This is a genomic window from Clostridium bowmanii (assembly GCF_018861315.1).
Taxonomy (GTDB): Bacteria; Bacillota; Clostridia; order Clostridiales; family Clostridiaceae; genus Clostridium_AD; species Clostridium_AD bowmanii.
Genome location: NZ_JAHLDL010000004.1, coordinates 55,162 through 73,353, shown reverse-complemented (window position 1 = coordinate 73,353; position 18,192 = coordinate 55,162). Strand labels below are relative to the sequence as shown.

Genomic DNA, 18,192 nt, shown 5'->3' with positions numbered 1-18,192 from the left:
CCTCCTATACGCCAATAATTAAATATAACTTTAAAGTTATATTTAATTGTTTTTACGTTTATTTAAAATTATTTTTCAATTATAGCTAATAGTTCCTCTTCTTTTAATATGATATACTCAACACCATCATATTTTATTTCACTTCCTGAATATTTAGAGAATAGTATTATATCTCCTACTTTAACTTCCATTTTTCTTTGTATTCCATCTTCAACTTTTCCTGGTCCTACTGCAATTACCTCAGCCTCTTGTGGTTTTTCTTTTGAAGCTCCTGCAAGAAGTATTCCACTCTTTGTAGTTTCTTCTGCTTCTAACCTTTTAATTAATACTCTATCACTAAGTGGTCTAATGTTCATTTTAAACCCCTCCTTTTATATTTTTATTTCTATTGTTAGCACTCAACACATCTGAGTGCTAATATGTTCTATAACTTATATACTAATTAATAATGGGTATAATATCAACTTCGCCTACCTTATATATTATACCATTTATAGTCATTGTACCAAATTAGCTTCTATTTTCGCTGATTTTTATAGTTTATCTTATGTTTGCTTGGTTTTTCTGTTTTTTGTAATTTTTTACAATTTTTATAAGCTTTAAGATGATTTCTATTTTTAATAGAATACTATTTAAATCATTGAATATAGTTTAATTTTTTGTTAAAATTAATATATAGAGGTGATTTTGTGAATATCAAAACTTTTTTAAAATTTTTATTAAAAACGTTTTTTATTTTGTGTTTTACTTTTTGTTTTATATCATTAACAGTAAATTTCACTTTAATTTTTAAGCCGCTTTACTATATGGATATTGAAGTTTTAAACATCGAAGAATCCTCAAGTTTAAGCAAATATGAACTAAAGTCTAATTATAACTACCTTATTACATATTTAACGCAAAATAAACAAGAAGAATTTAACCTTCCAACACTAGCCTCATCTGATAATGGTAAAACTCATTTTAAAGAGGTAAAAGTAATATTTGATAAACTTAAAGTAATGCTATTATTTTCAATACTAGTAAGCATCATAGGAATACTTGTGAATAAGAAGCACAAAAAAATAAAATACTTATTAACTAGTTCTGTAGTTCTAATAATATTACCAATAATGTTACTTATACCATTTGTCATAAATTTTGATAAAAGCTTTACCGCCTTTCATCATATCTTCTTCAACAATGATTACTGGCTATTTGATATTAACACTGACCCAATAATAACAATCCTTCCACAAAATTTCTTCTTTCATTGTGCGTTACTAATAATATTTTGCATTATTATAATCAGCATATTATTAAGATGTATATACAAGTCACAATATAAAAAACTAAACTACTAATAATATTCGTCTAAAAGAAATGGCCTTATTGATTTTTTCAATAAGTTTTTTTCTTTTTTATGGTAGCCTTGATTATAGTATTACCTTTAAATATACCTATTATGGATAATATACTCATGATTATTCCTATTGTAATTAAACTTGTAACATCCCATGAAAATATTTTTTGCCCAAAAAAAGAGGAAATAAAAATCCCAGGAATTCTACCTAAGGTTGAATATACAAAAAAATCTTTAAAAGAAATATCCGACACTCCACAAATATATGTTATTGCATCCTTTGGTATTCCAGGGATCAAAAAAAACATGAATACTACGTTTTTTTTGCTTCCTTCTTTTAATACCTTTTTAAATAGTTTCACTTTTTTATTTAGTATGATTTTTTCTACAAAAGGCTTACCGTAGCTATTAGAAATTAGATATACTATCATGCTTCCTAATGTAATACCCATCAAAGATATTATACCACCTAAAAAAGCACCAAAAATATATCCTCCTGCTACTTGTATAAACTCCCCTGGAATAAAAAAAACAACTACTTGTATAATCTGCATAAGAACGAAAACTAAAACACTGAAATTTCCATAAGAACGAATAACTTCTTTTAATGCACTCGGATTTTTCAATATGTATGAATACTTGAAATAATATTCATATCCAATATATATGAATATTATTAAAACTGCTGACAGTACTATATATTGTTTATTTTCCGATAATTTTATTCTAATAGCATTCCATATTTTATTCATATTTTTCATCCTCTTCATTCGTATATCATTAAACATTTATCCATAAGTTTATATATTCTATGTTATTTTGCTTAGTTTTCAATAATTTATTCTATTTTTATATTATTCTCTCTGGCATAATAAAATAAGTACTGTTGTGCAAATCCAGCAGTGTTTTCAAATTTATCTCTAGCAAAAACTCTTATCTTAGGTAATGAAACATCTGGTGCTAAATAAAAAAATTGCATTGCCCTTTTAACCCATACATCCACTGGGAATGCAGAATATTTTTGCATAGAAAATAACATTATACAATCTGAAACCTTTGGACCAATACCATTAAGTTTTTTTAATTCTTCATGACAAATATCATCTTCCTGGGATTTGATAGATTCCAAATTCACTTCGCCAGTATATACCCTATGCACCGTGTCTTTTACATATTTAGATCTAAATCCTAGACTACAACTCTGAATATCCTCTAAAGAAGCTCCCTCTAAATCGGATACTGTTGGAAATGTATAATAGGTTTCACCTCTATATTCTATTTCTTTTCCCCATTTTTTGCTCAAATTGTTTATGGCCCTTTTTATCATTGGTATTCTATTATTTGAAGAAATTATAAATGACATAGTAAGTTCAAATGGTTCCTGTTGAAGTAGTCTAATACCATATCCAAAATCAACAGATTTCTTAAGAAGAGGATCTTTCATAAATTCTTCTTTGATAGCAGAGTAATCTCTTTTAAGGTCAAAATAATCACACCAAATGGAATTAAATTCTTCCTCGTTTATATTGTATATCTTTACATCCTTATCCTTTTTTTTCAATTCTATTACCTTACCATAGGCTACCCCAATGTAATTACCATTAGATTCTCTGTTCCATCTAAAGCATTGACCACATTCAAATATATGGTCTAATTCAAAGTTCTCTACATCTTTTATAATGATGCCCTTATCAAATGATTCAATACTTTTGTAATCCATAATATTTCCTTTCTTTATATCAATTATTAACTTTTAATTCTCTTATAACAATTTCATCTAATATTTCTGCAGCAGTTTCAATCATAATCCTACAACCAATATCTGGTTTCTTATATTTTTCTTTAAGTTTTGCACAATTATTTGTACCTAACTTTGCTTCAAATTTTCTGAAGAATTCTTGACATAGCTTTTTAACTCTGTCTCCTTCATGAGCTTTTTCCTTAGTGAATAATATACCTATAACTGAAAGGGAACCTGTTATTGCCCCACATATGCTCTCAATGCCCATTCCGCCACCAAAAGATGCCATGGCTTTAAAGGTTTCACTTTTTAAATTCATATTATATTCTTCACTAGCAGCATAAATCATCACTTCAGAACAGCTTAAATTATATTCTGCAGTATAATATTTATTTATTTTATCCATTAACATGTATATCCCCCCTATTGTTTACCTTTATTATATCAAATTATTAACCCTTAAATGTGAACTTTTTATGTTTTTTATTTTTTTTCGGAGACAGTTAATAACTTTTATTTTTTTATGGCCTAAATGTCATATAGTAATTAACTGTCCCCACAATTCACAACACAATTCACAATTTAATCACCCTTTAGATATAAACAGCTCCTTAAACTTTCATTTAAGGAGCTGTTTATATTTAACATTTATTTATTCCCATAGACTTAAAATTCAATATTTATCTTATTATTATTTTGTTAACATTTCATTTATAGCATAAGCCGCTTTCTTGCCTGCTTCCATAGCCAATATAACCGTAGCAGCTCCTGAAACAGCATCTCCACCGGCATACACATTTTGTTTGGAAGTTAAGCCTGTTTCATCTTCTGCAACTATACACTTCCATTTATTAATTTCTAATCCCTCTGTGGTTGAAGCTATTAATGGATTCGGTGATGTTCCAAGAGACATTATAACTGTATCTAAATCCATTATAAATTCTGAACCCTTAATAGCAATAGGTCTTCTTCTGCCTGTTGCATCTGGTTCACCAAGTTCCATTCTTATGCACTTCATACCTATAACATTTCCTTTTTCGTCTCCTAGGATCTCAACTGGATTCACAAGTAAATCCATTATAACTCCTTCCTCTTTTGCATGATGCACTTCTTCAGCTCTTGCAGGAAGCTCTGATTCTGATCTTCTGTATACTATATGGCCCTCTGCTCCTAATCTTACTGCTGTACGTACAGAGTCCATAGCAACGTTACCTCCACCTACAACAGCAACCTTGTTACCTGTTCTAATAGGGGTGTTATAGCCCTCTTTATATGCTTTCATTAAATTATTTCTAGTTAAATATTCATTAGCAGAGAATACTCCATTTAAATTTTCTCCTGGTATTCCCATGAACATTGGAAGTCCTGCACCTGATCCAATAAATACAGCAACAAAATCTTCTTCTTCCATCAACTGATTTATTGTTACAGTTCTTCCCACAATAACATTTGTTTCTATTTTAACTCCTAATTTCTTTACATTTTCAACTTCATGTTTAACAACTGTATCCTTTGGTAATCTAAATTCTGGAATTCCATATACCAAAACTCCGCCGGCTTCATGAAGTGCTTCGAAAATAGTTACATCATATCCATCTTTAGCGAGTTCTCCTGCGCAAGTAAGTCCAGCTGGGCCACTTCCTATAACAGCAATCTTAATGCCTGTTTTAGGTTTTGTCTCTGAAATATCAACATTATGTACTCTTGAATAATCGCCTACAAATCTTTCAAGCTTACCAATAGCTATGGCATCTCCCTTTATTCCTAATATACATTTACTTTCACATTGGGTCTCTTGTGGACAGACTCTTCCACAAACAGCTGGCAATGCACTATATTTTGCTATTACTTTAACTGCCTCTTCAAACTCTCTATTTTTAACATGTTGAATGAACCCTGGAATATCTATTGCTACTGGGCATTTTGTAACACACTGTGGATTTTTACAGTTTAAGCATCTTGTAGCTTCTTCAACTGCCTCATCCTCTGTATATCCTAAACATACTTCTTCAAAATTAGTAGCTCTTATCTTTGGATCTTGTTCTGCTATTGGAATTCTCTTCATTCTATCCATTATTTAATACCTCCTACTAAACCGCATCCTGGTTTAATGCCTTCATCTTTCAAACTTTCTTGTGATTTGTACATTGTTTGTCTTCTCATTGCTTCTTCGAAATTAACCTTGTGACCATCAAATTCTGGTCCATCTACACAAGCAAACTTAGTTTCACCATCCACAGTAAGTCTGCAAGCTCCACACATTCCTGTACCATCTACCATAATAGGATTCATACTTACAATAGTTGTTATTCCAAGTTCTTCAGTTAATTTACAAACGAATTTCATCATTATCATAGGTCCAATAGCAATAACTAGATCATATTTCTTGCCTTCATTTTGAACTAATTCTTTTAATTTATTTGTAACAAGTCCCTTATATCCATAAGAACCATCATCAGTACATGGATAAACTGTTCCTGCTACACTCTTCATTTCTTCTTCCATAATCACATATTCTTTAGCCTTTGCGCCTATTATTACGTCAGCCTTTACACCTTGCGCGTTAAGCCATTTAACTTGAGGATAAACTGGAGCTGTTCCAAGTCCACCTGCTATAAACATTATTTTCTTTTTCTTTAGATCTTCAATACTTTCACTCATAAGTTCTGATGCTTGTCCAAGGGGTCCTACAAAATCTAAGAATGAATCACCAACTTCGTAGTTTTCCATTTCTTTTGTTGAACAGCCTATTGTTTGAACTACTATAGTAACTGTACCTCTTTTAGTATCGAAGTCAGAGATTGTTAAAGGAATTCTTTCACCTTTTTCATCCATTTTAATAATTACAAACTGACCTGGTTTTGCTGATTTAGCTACTCTTGGTGCCTCAATGTCCATTAAAAATATTTGAGGTGCTAATGCTCTTTTTTCAATAATTTTATACATTTTTCATCCTCCATGTTCATCTGTGATTTTGTGTGTTTATATTAAGTACATTAAAAACAATTATTGTAATATATATAATGCTCATTATAACTTCATTTTACCACAAAGAGTAAAAGTCTATGACTTATCATAAATCTTTTACAACATCTTTATTAGTATAACGATTTCAAGGCATCTTTACTAGAGGTCTAAATTAAATAGACAGGCGGTAAAGAGCATAGAAATACCAATGCTATTCACTACCTGTCCTGTTATCTGAAAGTTTCCTCAAATCTAACAACCTTTGAGTTTCTTCTTCGATGCCCATATTAAATGGATCTCTCCAGGGACATGTCCAATTATTGTATTCAACCTGAAAGCTTCCGAGTATTTCTTAGCAAAATTTACTCATTTCTTCTTCGGTTATCCCAAAATGCACGGGATATCTCCAACAATTTTCATCCATTTATATTAAATTATACTTATATTTTAAATCTTTTTACAAGTATAGTCAATATAAACATATCTTTTGTTATTTTTAAAAGGTAACTTTTTCACCATTAAACGAACATTTTAGTATTTTTTTCATCTCATCTAAATTTATTGGTCTCGGGTTAGATCCTGTACATGCATCTTTTAAAGCATTTTCAGCTATAAAATCTAAATTAGCATCAAACTCTTCTTTAGTCATACCATTCTCAGAAAAAGATACTGGTATATTTAAAGTCTTATTTAAATCTTTAATCATATCAGTTAATGAATTTATTAATTCATCATCCGTATTACCAGCTAGTTTTAATGTTCTAGCAATTGTTGCATATCTATCTCCACAAGATTTTTTATTAAAATCTATAACATGTGGAAGAAGTATTGCATTTGCGAGTCCATGTGCAACGTGGAATACACCACCTATTTTATGCGCCATACTATGAGATATCCCTAGTAATGCATTTGAAAATGCCATTCCAGCAAGGCATTGAGCCATATGCATCTCATTTCTTGCCTCAACATCTCCATTAAATGATTTTACTAAATTCTCTTTAATCATAGTAATAGCTTGCATTGCAAGAGGATCTGAGAAATATGAATGAAGTCCCGCAACATAAGCCTCAAGTGCATGAGTTAATGCATCCATACCTGTATGTGCTACTAATTTTGGTGGCATTGTTTGAGCAAGTGATGGATCAATTATAGCTATATCTGGTGTTAAATTAAAATCTGCTAAAGGATATTTTATTTTTGCTTTATAGTCAGTAATTACTGAAAATGCTGTAACTTCTGTTGCTGTTCCACTAGTTGATGGTATAGCTATAAATTTAGCCTTTTGTCTTAAATCTGGAATACCAAAAGGTATAATCGCCTTCTCAAAAGTAAATTCTGGATATTCATAGAAAATCCACATTGCCTTTGCAGCATCTATTGGTGAACCCCCACCAATGGATACGATCCAGTCTGGCTTAAATTCACTCATTACTTCTGCGCCCTTCATAACTGTTTCTACTGATGGATCTGGTTCTACACCAGTAATATGCTTAACTTCAATTCCTGCCTCTTTTAAATAAGCTTCAACTTTATCTAAAAATCCAAACTTTTTCATAGAGCTTCCACCAGTGACTATTACTGCTTTTTTACCTTTTATGGTTTTTAGCACCTCTAGTGAGTTATCTCCAAAATAAATATCTCTTGGTAGTGTAAATCTATTCATTATATTTTCCTCCCTCGTATTTAAACCCGTACTATCTGTTTCTGAACTTATATTCTTAACAACAATTATACTTTCTTTGTTATTTTGCTACTTCATTGTTACTGATATAACATTAACAATTCAAATGTATTACTTAGCAATAAAACTATGAAATATTAATTTAGCATGGACTAACTATTACTAATGCGTAAAAAACAATAGCATTTCTAGTATTAATCCAAATATTATTGTAGTAACTCCAAATTTTTACTATTATTATAACACTAGCAAGCACTTTATATTATATATAATTAAAGTTTAGAGAGCATTATAACTCTCTATAAGTTATAATACTCTCTAAATTCATTACTCAAAAGAAGATTCTATCTTGTATAAACAAAGAATCCTTTTTTAGTTTTTCTTCCTAATAGTCCGCCTCTAACATATTTTCTTAAAAGGCTATGAGCTCTGTATTTAGAGTCTCCAGTTTCTGTGTATAAAACATCCATTATAGCAAGACATACGTCAAGTCCTATAAGGTCTCCTAGTGCTAGTGGTCCCATTGGATGATTAGCTCCAAGCATCATTGCTTTATCTATATCTTCTGCAGATGCAATACCTTCAGCAAGTATTCCTACTGCCTCATTTACCATTGGTATTAATATTCTATTTACAACAAATCCTGGTGCTTCTGCAACTTCTACAGGATCTTTTCCAATAGATATTGCTACTTCTTTAACTGCATCGAAAGTTTCAGTGGATGTAGCCATTCCTTTAATGATTTCTACAAGTTTCATCATTGGAGCTGGATTAAAGAAATGCATTCCTATAACTTTATCAGGTCTATTTGTAGCTGCTGCTACTTCTGTTATAGAAAGTGAAGATGTATTTGATGATAAAATAGTTTCTGGTTTACAGATTGTATCAAGTTCTGCAAAAATTTCTTTCTTTATTTTCATAATTTCTACAGCTGCTTCCACTACTAAATCACAGTCTGCTGCTAAATTCATATCAGTAGTTCCTGTAACTCTTGAAAGTATTTCTTCCATTTGTGCTTCAGTCATTTTTTCTTTTTTTACTAATCTTTCTAAGTTCTTTTTAATTGTTGCAAGTCCTCTATCTACAAATTCATCTTTAATATCTCTCATTATTACTTCGTATCCCTTAGCTGCAAATGTTTGAACAATACCTGCTCCCATAGTTCCAGCTCCAAGCACAAAAATCTTTTCCATAATAACACGCTCCTCGAATTTTATTTTATTTGAAAATAAAACAATTACTTTTTTTAAAACTTACTCTAATACTAAATTTTAGCATTAGAGCAAGTTCACTTTAATTCAAACTATTTAAGAATTATTTTTCCTCATTTAATGCATTTAGTTGAGCTACCATTTCTGGTATAACCTTCATTAAATCTCCAGCTATTGCTATATCTGCGACTTTCATGATAGGTGCTGTTGCATCTTTGTTTATAGCTATTATAAAATCAGAATCTTGCATTCCAGCTAAATGCTGAATTGCGCCTGAAATACCGCAAGCTATGTACACAGTAGGTCTAACTGTTTTTCCTGTTTGTCCTACTTGAAGGTTTTTATCTACCCAACCATTTTCAACTGAAGCTCTAGATCCACCAACAACTCCACCAAGGCTAGTTGCAAGAGTTTCAAGTAGTGTGAAGTTTTCTACGCATCCAACTCCACGTCCACCAGATACTATGATATTAGCTTCTCCTATATCTGCTATATCTTTAGTAAGTTTTACAACTTCTAAAGTCTTAGTTCTGATATCTGATTCTTTTAGGTTTACATTGATTTTCTCAATTTTGCAAGTTCTGTTTTTATCTCTAGCTAATTTTTCAAAAACTCCTGGTCTAATAGTAGCCATTTGTGGTCTATGCTCTCCACAAACTATAGTAGCCATTAAGTTTCCTCCAAATGCTGGTCTTGTCATAAGTAAGTTTTTAGTTTCAGTATCTACATCTAGTGAAGTACAATCAGCTGTAAGTCCTGTTGCAAGTCTTGCAGATACTCTTGGCCCTAAGTCTCTTCCTAGATAACTTGCTCCAATAAATATTATTTCTGGTTTTCTCTCCGCTGCTAGTTCACAAATAACTTTTGCATAAGCATCAGTTGAAAAGTGACGGAGTAGTGGACTTTCAGCAACAATTACTTTATCAGCGCCATAAGCTACTAATTCTTTTACCATAGCATCTGTTTTGTCTCCAAGTACTACAGCTGTTAATTCTTCTCCTAATTTATCCGCTATTTCACGGCCTTTACCTAATATTTCAAGTGATACCTTTTGAAGTTCTCCGTCTCTTTGCTCAGCAAAGACCCAGACTCCTTTATAATCTTCTATATTCATTGCTCGATCCCTCCTTAAATAAAGTGGTTTTCTTTTAATTTTGAAATTACATACGTTGCCGCTTCTTTAGGTTGCAACTTTATTAATTCGCCGTTTCCTTTAGGTTCTTTAGTCATAGACTTCTTAACCTTTGTTGGTGAACCACTTAGTCCAAGAAGAGCTTTGTCTGCATCAATACTATCTGCATTCCAAATTTTAACTTCTTTATTTTGATACATATTAAATATGTTTTTTATGTTCATGTATCTTGGCTCGTTTAACTCTTTTATAGCTGTTAAAAGAACTGGAGTTTTAACCTCGATGTCTTCATATCCATCTTCCCAAGCTTTTCTAACTTTTAGGCCACCCTTAATTACTTCAACTTTTTCAACGTAAGTTATTTGAGCAAGACCTAAATGTTCTGCTATTTCTGGACCAACTTGCGCTGTATCACCATCTATAGCTTGTCTACCTGCGAAAACTACATCGTAGTCTAATTTTCTGAGTGTTGCAGCAAGCGCATGTGATGTAGCTAATGTATCTGCTCCTGCAAAAGCTCTGTCAGATATCAATATTGCGGCGTCTGCTCCCATAGCTAGTGCTTCTCTTAGTGCTTTTTCTGCTTGTGGGGGTCCCATACTTATTACTGTTACATGCGCACCACTATTATCTTTTAATGTTAGTGCTTCTTCTAGTGCATTTTTATCATCTGGATTTATAATTGATGGAACTCCTTCTCTTATAAGGGTTCCTGTTTTTGGATCTATTTTAACTTCGTTTGTATCTGGAACTTGTTTCATACATACAACTATATTCATTGCCTAATCCCTCCTACTTTAATAAGTTTGCAGCGATAACCATCTTTTGAACTTGAGAAGTTCCTTCATAAATTTCAGTTATCTTAGCATCTCTCATCATTCTTTCTATTGGGTATTCTTTTGTATATCCATATCCACCGAAGATTTGAACTGCTTTAGTTGTAACTTCCATTGCTGTTTCTGATGCATATAATTTTGCTCTAGCTGCTTCTAAGCTATATGAAAGTCCATTATCCTTATTCCATGCTGCCTTGTATACTAAAAGTTTTGAAGCTTCTACTTTAACATCAAGTTCTGCCATCATCCATTGAAGTCCTTGGAATGCTGATAGAGGCTTTCCAAATTGTTTTCTTTCTTTCATGTATTTAGCAGCTGCGTCTAGTGCTCCTTCTGCAATTCCTAGTGCTTGAGCCGCTATGCCAATTCTTCCTCCGTCAAGAGATTTCATTGCTATACCAAAGCCTCTTCCTTCTTTTCCAAGCATGTTTTCTTTTGGCACTATACAATTTTCAAATATAAGCTCACCAGTTGATGATGCTCTTATTCCTAATTTATCTTCTATTTTACCAATTGAGAATCCTTTAAACTCTTTTTCTACTATGAAAGCAGTAATTCCTTTTGTTCCTTTACTCTTATCTGTCATAGCAAAAACTATGAATGTATCGGCTACTGCAGCATTAGTGATAAATATTTTTGAACCATTTAATATATAATTATCGCCGTCTATTACTGCTGTAGTTTGTTGCTCTGATGCATCTGTTCCTGCATTAGGTTCCGTTAATCCGAAAGCTCCTAATTTTTCACCCTTTGCAAGTGGAATTAAATATTTGCTCTTTTGTTCTGGTGTACCAAACATATCTAATGGTCCACAACATAATGATGTATGTGCTGATAAAATAACTCCTGTAGTACCACATGCTTTTGATAATTCCTCAACAGCAATAACGTAAGATAAATTATCTCCGCCAGCTCCACCAAATTCAGTAGAAATTGGAATACCAAGCATATGGTATCTAGCCATCTTCTCTACTGTTTCTGAAGGAAATCTTTCTGTTCTATCTATTTCCGCAGCTATTGGTTCTACTTCGTTTATTGTAAATTCCCTTACCATTTGTTTTACAAATTCTTGTTGTTTTGTCAATGAAAAATCCATAAACCTTCCTCCTCACTATTCTCGGGCATAGATGACAATTAATATAATTGTTATCTTTCTCTTGTTTCTTTTAAAAATTATTTACTTATTTTTAAAGCATTTTTCTGTTTTTTCAAGAAATGCTATCATTCCGTTCTTTTGATCTTCTGTTGAAAAACATTCTCCAAATATTTCTGACTCATAAGAAAGTGCCGTGTCTATATCTATCTGTATTCCCTTGTTGATTGCTGCTTTACAAAAACTTACGGCCATAGGTGCTTGTCCTGCAATCGTATTCGCAAGTGCTTTAGCTTCTATTAATAAATTTTCAGGTTCAACTACTTTATTTACAAGTCCAATTCTTAATGCCTCTTCTGCATTAATAATCTTTGCTGTATAAATTAGTTCTTTGGCCATTCCAAGTCCTACAAGTCTAGGAAGTCTTTGAGTTCCTCCAAAACCAGGTGTTATGCCTAGGCCTACCTCAGGCTGTCCAAATTTCGCTTTTGATGAGGCTATTCTAATATCACAAGCCATAGAAAGCTCGCATCCGCCACCTAGCGCAAAACCGTTTACTGCTGCTATTATAGGTTTTTCTAAAGTTTCTAGTTTTCTAAATACTTTGTTTCCTAAATTTCCAAATCTTCTACCACCCATTACATTAAGGTCTTTCATTTCTGTGATATCAGCTCCTGCAACAAAAGCTTTTCCTTCTCCTGTTAAAATCACTGCATAGATTTGGTCATCTTCAGCAATTTCATCAATTGCTGAATCTAGCTCTTTTAATGTTTCTGTGTTTAATGCATTTAGAGCTTTGGGTCTGCTAATTGTTAGCACTGCAACTTTGTCTTCCTTTTGAAGAACAATATTTTTGTATTTCACAACAATCCACTCCTTACGAATTAATCAGTTCATTAACTATTTGTTAATAATATAACAATTACACCTAAAAACTAATTGAAGCTTTTTAGCTTCAATTACAGTATATATCTTTGCCGTGTATATTTCAACAGAAATCACCACTTTTTTTTAAAAGAATGATTTTCCAGTATTTAAATGTTATTAGTAAAATGCATTAATTTTATGGATATGTCCTATCATTCATTAAACAACTAAGAGTTAATAAACTTTCACTTAAATGAACATTCTCCACTATTATTTGTTCCGGCACCTCTAAATCCACAGGTGCAAAATTCCATATACCCTTAACCCCATTTGCTACCATAATATCAGCAACTGTTTGAGCATTGTTTTTCGACACACAAATCACACCAATATCTATTAGTGTGGCTTTAAGGAATTCCACTAATTCATCTATGTCTTTCACTTCAACATCTCTAATTTTGAGTCCTATTAGCTTTGGGTTAATATCAAAAATACCCACTAAGTTAAATGCTAACTTTTCAAAACGAGTATAATTAGCAATAGCCTGCCCTATATTCCCTGCACCTATTATTATCATCTTGTACTCTTTTGTTAAACCTAGTATTCCGCTGATTTCATTTAATAGTTCTTTCACATTATATCCATATCCTTGTTGCCCAAAATCTCCAAAACAGTTTAAGTCTTGTCTAATTTGAGATGCTGTAAAGCCAATTTTTTCTCCTAATTCTTTTGAAGATATTCTATCTACATCGTTTTTTAAAAGTTCCCTTAAATATCTATGGTATTTAGGTAATCTTTTAATAACCGCCATTGATATATTTTTTTTTCTTTCCACAATTACACCCCTTTGCAAACATCATAAATTTCATAATATTAATATTACCACACTATTATGTATTATCACTACCTTTTGCTAGAAATTTATTAGTTCTTATAAGATTCTGCCCATTTTAGTTATTTTTAGATGTGTTTTTTAAAATTAATGCTACATATATTTATTTTTCACTACAATAATTCAATATAAATAGTACAATAATATAGAAATGGACTATAATTAATATCTATAACAACTAAATTTTAAATTGTTTAAAAGTTCATATACATAAATTTTTCCAAATAATATTGCCCTTTATGATCTTGAAACCATTATATAATTTAAATTATACAGAGCAGGGAAGGTGAAAATAATGATAGTTCTAAGTTGCAAAGATATTCACAAAAGTTATGGAATAGATGTTATTTTAGATAAAATAACTTTTAGTATAAATGAAGGTGAAAGAATAGGTTTTATTGGTGCTAATGGGGCAGGTAAATCTACACTTTTTAAAATAATCACAAGTCAATTAGATTATGATAATGGTGAGTTATTTATAGATAAAAATAAAAGAGTTGGTTATCTTTCTCAGGATCTAAAATTAGATTCCAGTAACACTATATATGAAGAAACCATTTTAGTATTTGACAATCTATTAAGTCTCGAAAAAAAGCTTAAAGAATTAGAAACAATAATGAATGAGCCATATGATGCGTCAAGAGAAGAATATACTAATAGAATAATAAAAGAATATACATTAACTTATGACCTTTATAATAACAGAGGTGGGTACACCTATAAGGCAGAAATCGGTAAAGTTCTCAAAGGTCTTGGCTTTATGGAAGAAGATTATAATAAGCCAATAAACATATTAAGTGGAGGTCAAAAGACCAGAGTTGCATTATGTAAGTTACTACTAAATAATCCAGATGTACTATTACTGGATGAACCTACTAATCACTTAGATTTAGATGCTATTGAGTGGTTAGAAGAGTATTTGAAATCCTATAAAGGAACTATGTTTATAATATCTCATGATAGATTCTTTTTAGATGCCATTTCTAATAAAACCTATGAACTTATTAATGGTCATGTAGATTGCTACAATGGTAACTATACAAGTTTTATAGAGCTTAAGAAAATAAATTATGAAATTAAGTTAAAAGCCTACAATTTACAACAGTCAGAAATTAAAAGGCAAGAAGACATTATAACAAAATATAGGTCCTTTAATAGAGAAAAAAGTGTAAGAGCTGCGGAGAGTAGACAAAAATCCTTAGACAAAATGGAGAGAATTAATATTCCTGACAAAGATCCTAGGGAAACTAGAATTAATTTTGAGACAGAAATCAAAAGTGGTAATGACGTGCTTCATATAGAAAATTTATCAAAATCATTTGGAGACAATCTTTTGTTTAAAAATTTAAATCTAGATATGAAAAGGTCGGATAAAATTGCTCTTATTGGTGAAAATGGAAGAGGAAAAACAACTCTTTTCAAAATTATAATGGATAAAATCCCTAGTGATACAGGCATAAAAATATTAGGAAAAAATATTTTTGTAGGATATTATGACCAAGAACAATCGGATTTAAACGAAGAAAAAACTATAATAGATGAAGTTTGGGATGACTTTCCTAAACTTACTACCACAGAACTTCGTACAGCTCTCGCTGCATTTTTATTCATAGGAGAAGATGTATTTAAAAATATTTCCGCATTAAGTGGTGGAGAACGCTGCAGGATTAATCTCCTTAAAATCATGTTATCTAAATCTAACTTCTTGCTATTAGACGAGCCAACCAATCACTTAGATATTATGTCCCGTGAGGCACTAGAAGATTCAATCCTATCATATGACGGTACAGTTATTGTAATATCTCATGATAGATATTTTTTAAATAAAGTAATAACTAGAATCCTTGAATTAAATCAAGGAGGCCTCAAAGAATATTTAGGTAATTATAATTATTATGTAGAAAAGAAGAAAAATCCTCTTAGGTTCCAGGAAGAAGAAGCCACGGCTGGAATGTCAAAAACCCAAATTAACTTTGATAAAAAGAAAAAGAGAGAGGAAGAAAAATTAGAAAAACAAAAAAAAGTAGACCTAAAAGATCTAGAAGATAAAATTTCTTCACTAGAACAAGAATCAGAAAAGCTGAATAACGATCTTTGCACGGAAGAAGTATATTCAAACCCTATTAAAAGCTCCGACGTAAACAATCAGCTTGCAAATGTAAAAAAAGAACTCCTAGATCTTTATGTAACTTGGGAATACTTTATAGATGCCGCAGAATAAAAATTAAAAAGTATGAAATTAATCCTACGCGCCTTGCAACCGAACTCCAAATAGGAAATTAAATTTGTTCGTTTCTTGTTGCAAGTCACTCCGGATAAATTTCATACTTTTTTTAACTACTACTTTATCCACATCTAAATGTTTGGCATGCAGGATATTTAGATGTTGAGATTAGAATAGTCCTTTACTTAACGTTGCCACAATTTTAACAACCATTGAAGGTTCAACATGTGAATGTGGCAAAAGGTATAAAATAAGTTTGCAGAATCTTAGTTTATGTATAAAAAATAATAAATATTAGTATTTTTTTCTCGGATTATGCTAACAAAAGTATATATTGCGTATAATGCATTTGAATAAGCCTTAGTAATTCAAAATTCATTTTATTTGCAGTTGCGTAAAGAAAAAAGCATGTTTGAGCGACAGCGAGTTTGCTTTTTTTAGCAGATGCAGATAAAATAAATTTTAGAATTACTTGGCGAAGTGAAAGCATTTTAGCAATATCTACTTTTTGTTATAGCATAATCTAAGAAAAAACTTTTAATTTAATATTTATATACTGTTAAACCACCGCTCCTTCTAATAATACTTTGATATTATCCTTATAAATTACATTAAATTGACTTATCGGTAGAGGATTTTCTCCAAGTCCAACTTCAATGGTATATCCCGGCTTTCTAAATTTATCTATAAACCAATCCTTATATCCGGAATAGCTTGTAATTCCAGTGGTTTCTGCCAATTCGTAACCACTTAACCCCGAAAATATCTCTCCTATTTTTCTAGCTTCATTGCTAGCCAAATTTTCAAAATCCCAGTATATTACCTCCCCTTGACTGTGATAAGCTATTACTAATCTAAAATTATTTTTCCTTGTAAAATCCGCTACAGCTTTAGACTCAGGTTCTGATTCTGGCGCGGTACCTGAATATCTTGACGGACCTGGTCCATATACTCCATAAGTTTTTTCTGCATCTTTTGACTCTTGCCACAGAGCATTATAATTATGATTAAGGTCTACCCCCCTTATATTTGCACTCCAAGTTTTAGAAAAATCATCACTTCCATTATTCCACTTAATTAAATCATTGTAATATGGGTTACTCCTATCTAAGCCATTAAGCACTAAATCGACTCCATCTGGGTTTACCATAGGCATCACATATATACTACTTTTATTCCATATATCCTGGACATTATAACCTTCCAAAGGTTGTCCCAAAGCATAGACTTTAGCAAAATTTTCAATAAATTTCATTAAAAGTACAGTAGTTATCCATTCAATAGCATGATGGGTTCCATTATAAAAAACTTTATTAGGTCCATTTCCCAATTTTACATAATAAAGTTCTTTTCCTAGCTGACTCTTACCTGCACTAGCGACTTCAATAAATGGATACCTAGCCTTTAGCCCTTCTAAGTCTCTTTTCATAATGTCATAAGTGTAGTCGATATTTGTATAAACCACCTCCAATGAATGAGGAACTATAATCTCCCTCCCAACTTTTAAATTATTGGGGTTTATTTCAGGATTAGCAGTAATTATACTTTGGACTGTTGTATAATACCTCCTTGCTATAATATATATTGTATCGCCCGGTCTAATTCTATAAGTATCATAACCTATTAAAAAACTATTCATAAGTTTATAAGTTTCATCATTTACTACACCTGTAGGTGATAGTCCAAAATTTCTCTGGAGCCTGGCAACTGCAGCCGATGTTTTAGGTCCATAAATTCCATCTACCCCGCCCACACTATAACCTAATTTATTAAGTAGTGCTTGTATTTCCATTACCTCTGTTCCTCTTGAACCTATCTTTAGGATTTGCAAATCAATCCTCCTAAAATTTCTTATAGTATTATTTTATGAAATTTATTGAAAAAGGTTACAGTTTTAAATAAACACATCAAAAATAATGATGAAAACCAAAGTTAATGTTACATAATAGTAATTGAGTTATATTCACTTTGAATTAAAGCTATTGCATATTTCTTAAAAATAATTTTAAATTAACATATAGTATTAATTTGTTACGTTCTATGTATTTCAAATTGTTTCTTATACCAACTGATTCAATGACTACTCATACTACAATTGCAATTACTAGATATCTTATGAAAATTAATATCTACTAATGTTTATAATTCTACCAAATAAAAATGCACCCCTAGAGTAATTTTTTTTACTTTAGGGGTGTACTTTGAT

16 protein-coding genes and 1 riboswitch are annotated in these 18,192 nt (G+C 31.3%); of the genes, 2 read left to right on the top strand and 14 right to left on the bottom strand.

The window, feature by feature from the left end:
- Positions 1–68: 68 nt before the first annotated feature.
- Positions 69–356, bottom strand: a complete 288-nt coding sequence (locus tag KPL51_RS03850) for a co-chaperone GroES (protein WP_216157624.1) — start codon at positions 354–356, stop codon at positions 69–71.
- Positions 357–689: 333 nt separating this feature from the next.
- Between KPL51_RS03850 and KPL51_RS03845 the strand changes: the two genes are divergently transcribed.
- A complete protein-coding gene (locus KPL51_RS03845) occupies positions 690–1,343 on the top strand; it encodes a TIGR01906 family membrane protein (RefSeq protein ID WP_216157622.1) in 654 nt (217 codons plus the stop codon).
- A 37-nt stretch (positions 1,344–1,380) separates the two neighbouring features.
- Here the strand turns inward: KPL51_RS03845 and KPL51_RS03840 are convergent, their stop codons facing one another.
- The 12 genes from KPL51_RS03840 to KPL51_RS03785 all read right to left on the bottom strand — a co-directional run bounded on the left by KPL51_RS03840 (position 1,381) and on the right by KPL51_RS03785 (position 13,705).
- Positions 1,381–2,094, bottom strand: a complete 714-nt coding sequence (locus KPL51_RS03840; RefSeq protein WP_224853705.1) for a TVP38/TMEM64 family protein — start codon at positions 2,092–2,094, stop codon at positions 1,381–1,383.
- Between the two features lie 86 nt (positions 2,095–2,180).
- Complete coding sequence (locus tag KPL51_RS03835; protein WP_216157616.1) at positions 2,181–3,062, bottom strand: DNA-3-methyladenine glycosylase family protein; 882 nt, start codon at positions 3,060–3,062, stop codon at positions 2,181–2,183.
- Between the two features lie 19 nt (positions 3,063–3,081).
- On the bottom strand, positions 3,082–3,495 hold the full coding sequence (locus KPL51_RS03830; RefSeq protein WP_216157613.1) for a C-GCAxxG-C-C family (seleno)protein: 414 nt from the start codon (positions 3,493–3,495) through the stop codon (positions 3,082–3,084).
- Between the two features lie 279 nt (positions 3,496–3,774).
- The gene (gene gltA, locus KPL51_RS03825) at positions 3,775–5,157 is read right to left on the bottom strand and encodes an NADPH-dependent glutamate synthase (protein ID WP_216157610.1); all 1,383 of its coding nucleotides are present in this window, start codon (positions 5,155–5,157) and stop codon (positions 3,775–3,777) included.
- Complete coding sequence (locus KPL51_RS03820; RefSeq protein ID WP_216157606.1) at positions 5,157–6,029, bottom strand: sulfide/dihydroorotate dehydrogenase-like FAD/NAD-binding protein; 873 nt, start codon at positions 6,027–6,029, stop codon at positions 5,157–5,159. Before KPL51_RS03820 ends, gltA begins: the two co-directional genes overlap by 1 nt.
- Before the next feature lie 233 nt (positions 6,030–6,262).
- Positions 6,263–6,365: riboswitch (glycine riboswitch) on the bottom strand.
- Between the two features lie 181 nt (positions 6,366–6,546).
- Positions 6,547–7,713: an iron-containing alcohol dehydrogenase gene (locus KPL51_RS03815; RefSeq protein WP_216157603.1), complete on the bottom strand. Its 1,167-nt coding sequence runs from the start codon at positions 7,711–7,713 to the stop codon at positions 6,547–6,549.
- Between the two features lie 362 nt (positions 7,714–8,075).
- A complete protein-coding gene (locus KPL51_RS03810; protein ID WP_216157600.1) occupies positions 8,076–8,924 on the bottom strand; it encodes a 3-hydroxybutyryl-CoA dehydrogenase in 849 nt (282 codons plus the stop codon).
- A 121-nt stretch (positions 8,925–9,045) separates the two neighbouring features.
- Positions 9,046–10,056, bottom strand: coding sequence for an electron transfer flavoprotein subunit alpha/FixB family protein (locus KPL51_RS03805; protein WP_216157597.1), 1,011 nt, complete (start codon positions 10,054–10,056; stop codon positions 9,046–9,048).
- A 14-nt stretch (positions 10,057–10,070) separates the two neighbouring features.
- On the bottom strand, positions 10,071–10,853 hold the full coding sequence (locus tag KPL51_RS03800) for an electron transfer flavoprotein subunit beta/FixA family protein (RefSeq protein ID WP_216157594.1): 783 nt from the start codon (positions 10,851–10,853) through the stop codon (positions 10,071–10,073).
- Positions 10,854–10,866: 13 nt separating this feature from the next.
- Positions 10,867–12,006: an acyl-CoA dehydrogenase gene (locus tag KPL51_RS03795; RefSeq protein WP_216157591.1), complete on the bottom strand. Its 1,140-nt coding sequence runs from the start codon at positions 12,004–12,006 to the stop codon at positions 10,867–10,869.
- Between the two features lie 81 nt (positions 12,007–12,087).
- Positions 12,088–12,867, bottom strand: coding sequence for a short-chain-enoyl-CoA hydratase (locus tag KPL51_RS03790; RefSeq protein ID WP_216157588.1), 780 nt, complete (start codon positions 12,865–12,867; stop codon positions 12,088–12,090).
- Between the two features lie 199 nt (positions 12,868–13,066).
- Positions 13,067–13,705: a redox-sensing transcriptional repressor Rex gene (locus KPL51_RS03785; protein WP_216157585.1), complete on the bottom strand. Its 639-nt coding sequence runs from the start codon at positions 13,703–13,705 to the stop codon at positions 13,067–13,069.
- 352 nt (positions 13,706–14,057) lie between these two features.
- Here KPL51_RS03785 and abc-f point away from each other — a divergent pair, with 352 nt between their 5' ends.
- Positions 14,058–15,983, top strand: a complete 1,926-nt coding sequence (abc-f, locus tag KPL51_RS03780; protein WP_216157581.1) for a ribosomal protection-like ABC-F family protein — start codon at positions 14,058–14,060, stop codon at positions 15,981–15,983.
- A 562-nt stretch (positions 15,984–16,545) separates the two neighbouring features.
- On the opposite strand, the gene KPL51_RS03775 is transcribed toward abc-f, so the two are convergent.
- Positions 16,546–17,817 carry a M14 family metallopeptidase gene (locus tag KPL51_RS03775; RefSeq protein ID WP_216157578.1) on the bottom strand — a complete coding sequence of 424 codons (1,272 nt, stop codon included), beginning with the start codon at positions 17,815–17,817 and terminating at the stop codon, positions 16,546–16,548.
- Between the last annotated feature and the right edge of the window lie 375 nt (positions 17,818–18,192).

Bases quoted from the DNA above. Each gene is read 5' to 3' on its own strand.
- KPL51_RS03820 (WP_216157606.1), bottom strand. From the start codon at position 6,029: ATGTATAAAATTATTGAAAAAAGAGCATTAGCACCTCAAATATTTTTA.
- KPL51_RS03800 (WP_216157594.1), bottom strand. From the start codon at position 10,853: ATGAATATAGTTGTATGTATGAAACAAGTTCCAGATACAAACGAAGTT.
- KPL51_RS03810 (WP_216157600.1), bottom strand. From the start codon at position 8,924: ATGGAAAAGATTTTTGTGCTTGGAGCTGGAACTATGGGAGCAGGTATT.
- KPL51_RS03835 (WP_216157616.1), bottom strand. From the start codon at position 3,062: ATGGATTACAAAAGTATTGAATCATTTGATAAGGGCATCATTATAAAA.
- KPL51_RS03830 (WP_216157613.1), bottom strand. From the start codon at position 3,495: ATGTTAATGGATAAAATAAATAAATATTATACTGCAGAATATAATTTA.
- abc-f (WP_216157581.1), top strand. From the start codon at position 14,058: ATGATAGTTCTAAGTTGCAAAGATATTCACAAAAGTTATGGAATAGAT.
- KPL51_RS03815 (WP_216157603.1), bottom strand. From the start codon at position 7,713: ATGAATAGATTTACACTACCAAGAGATATTTATTTTGGAGATAACTCA.
- KPL51_RS03795 (WP_216157591.1), bottom strand. From the start codon at position 12,006: ATGGATTTTTCATTGACAAAACAACAAGAATTTGTAAAACAAATGGTA.
- KPL51_RS03850 (WP_216157624.1), bottom strand. From the start codon at position 356: ATGAACATTAGACCACTTAGTGATAGAGTATTAATTAAAAGGTTAGAA.
- KPL51_RS03805 (WP_216157597.1), bottom strand. From the start codon at position 10,056: ATGAATATAGAAGATTATAAAGGAGTCTGGGTCTTTGCTGAGCAAAGA.
- KPL51_RS03840 (WP_224853705.1), bottom strand. From the start codon at position 2,094: ATGAATAAAATATGGAATGCTATTAGAATAAAATTATCGGAAAATAAA.
- gltA (WP_216157610.1), bottom strand. From the start codon at position 5,157: ATGGATAGAATGAAGAGAATTCCAATAGCAGAACAAGATCCAAAGATA.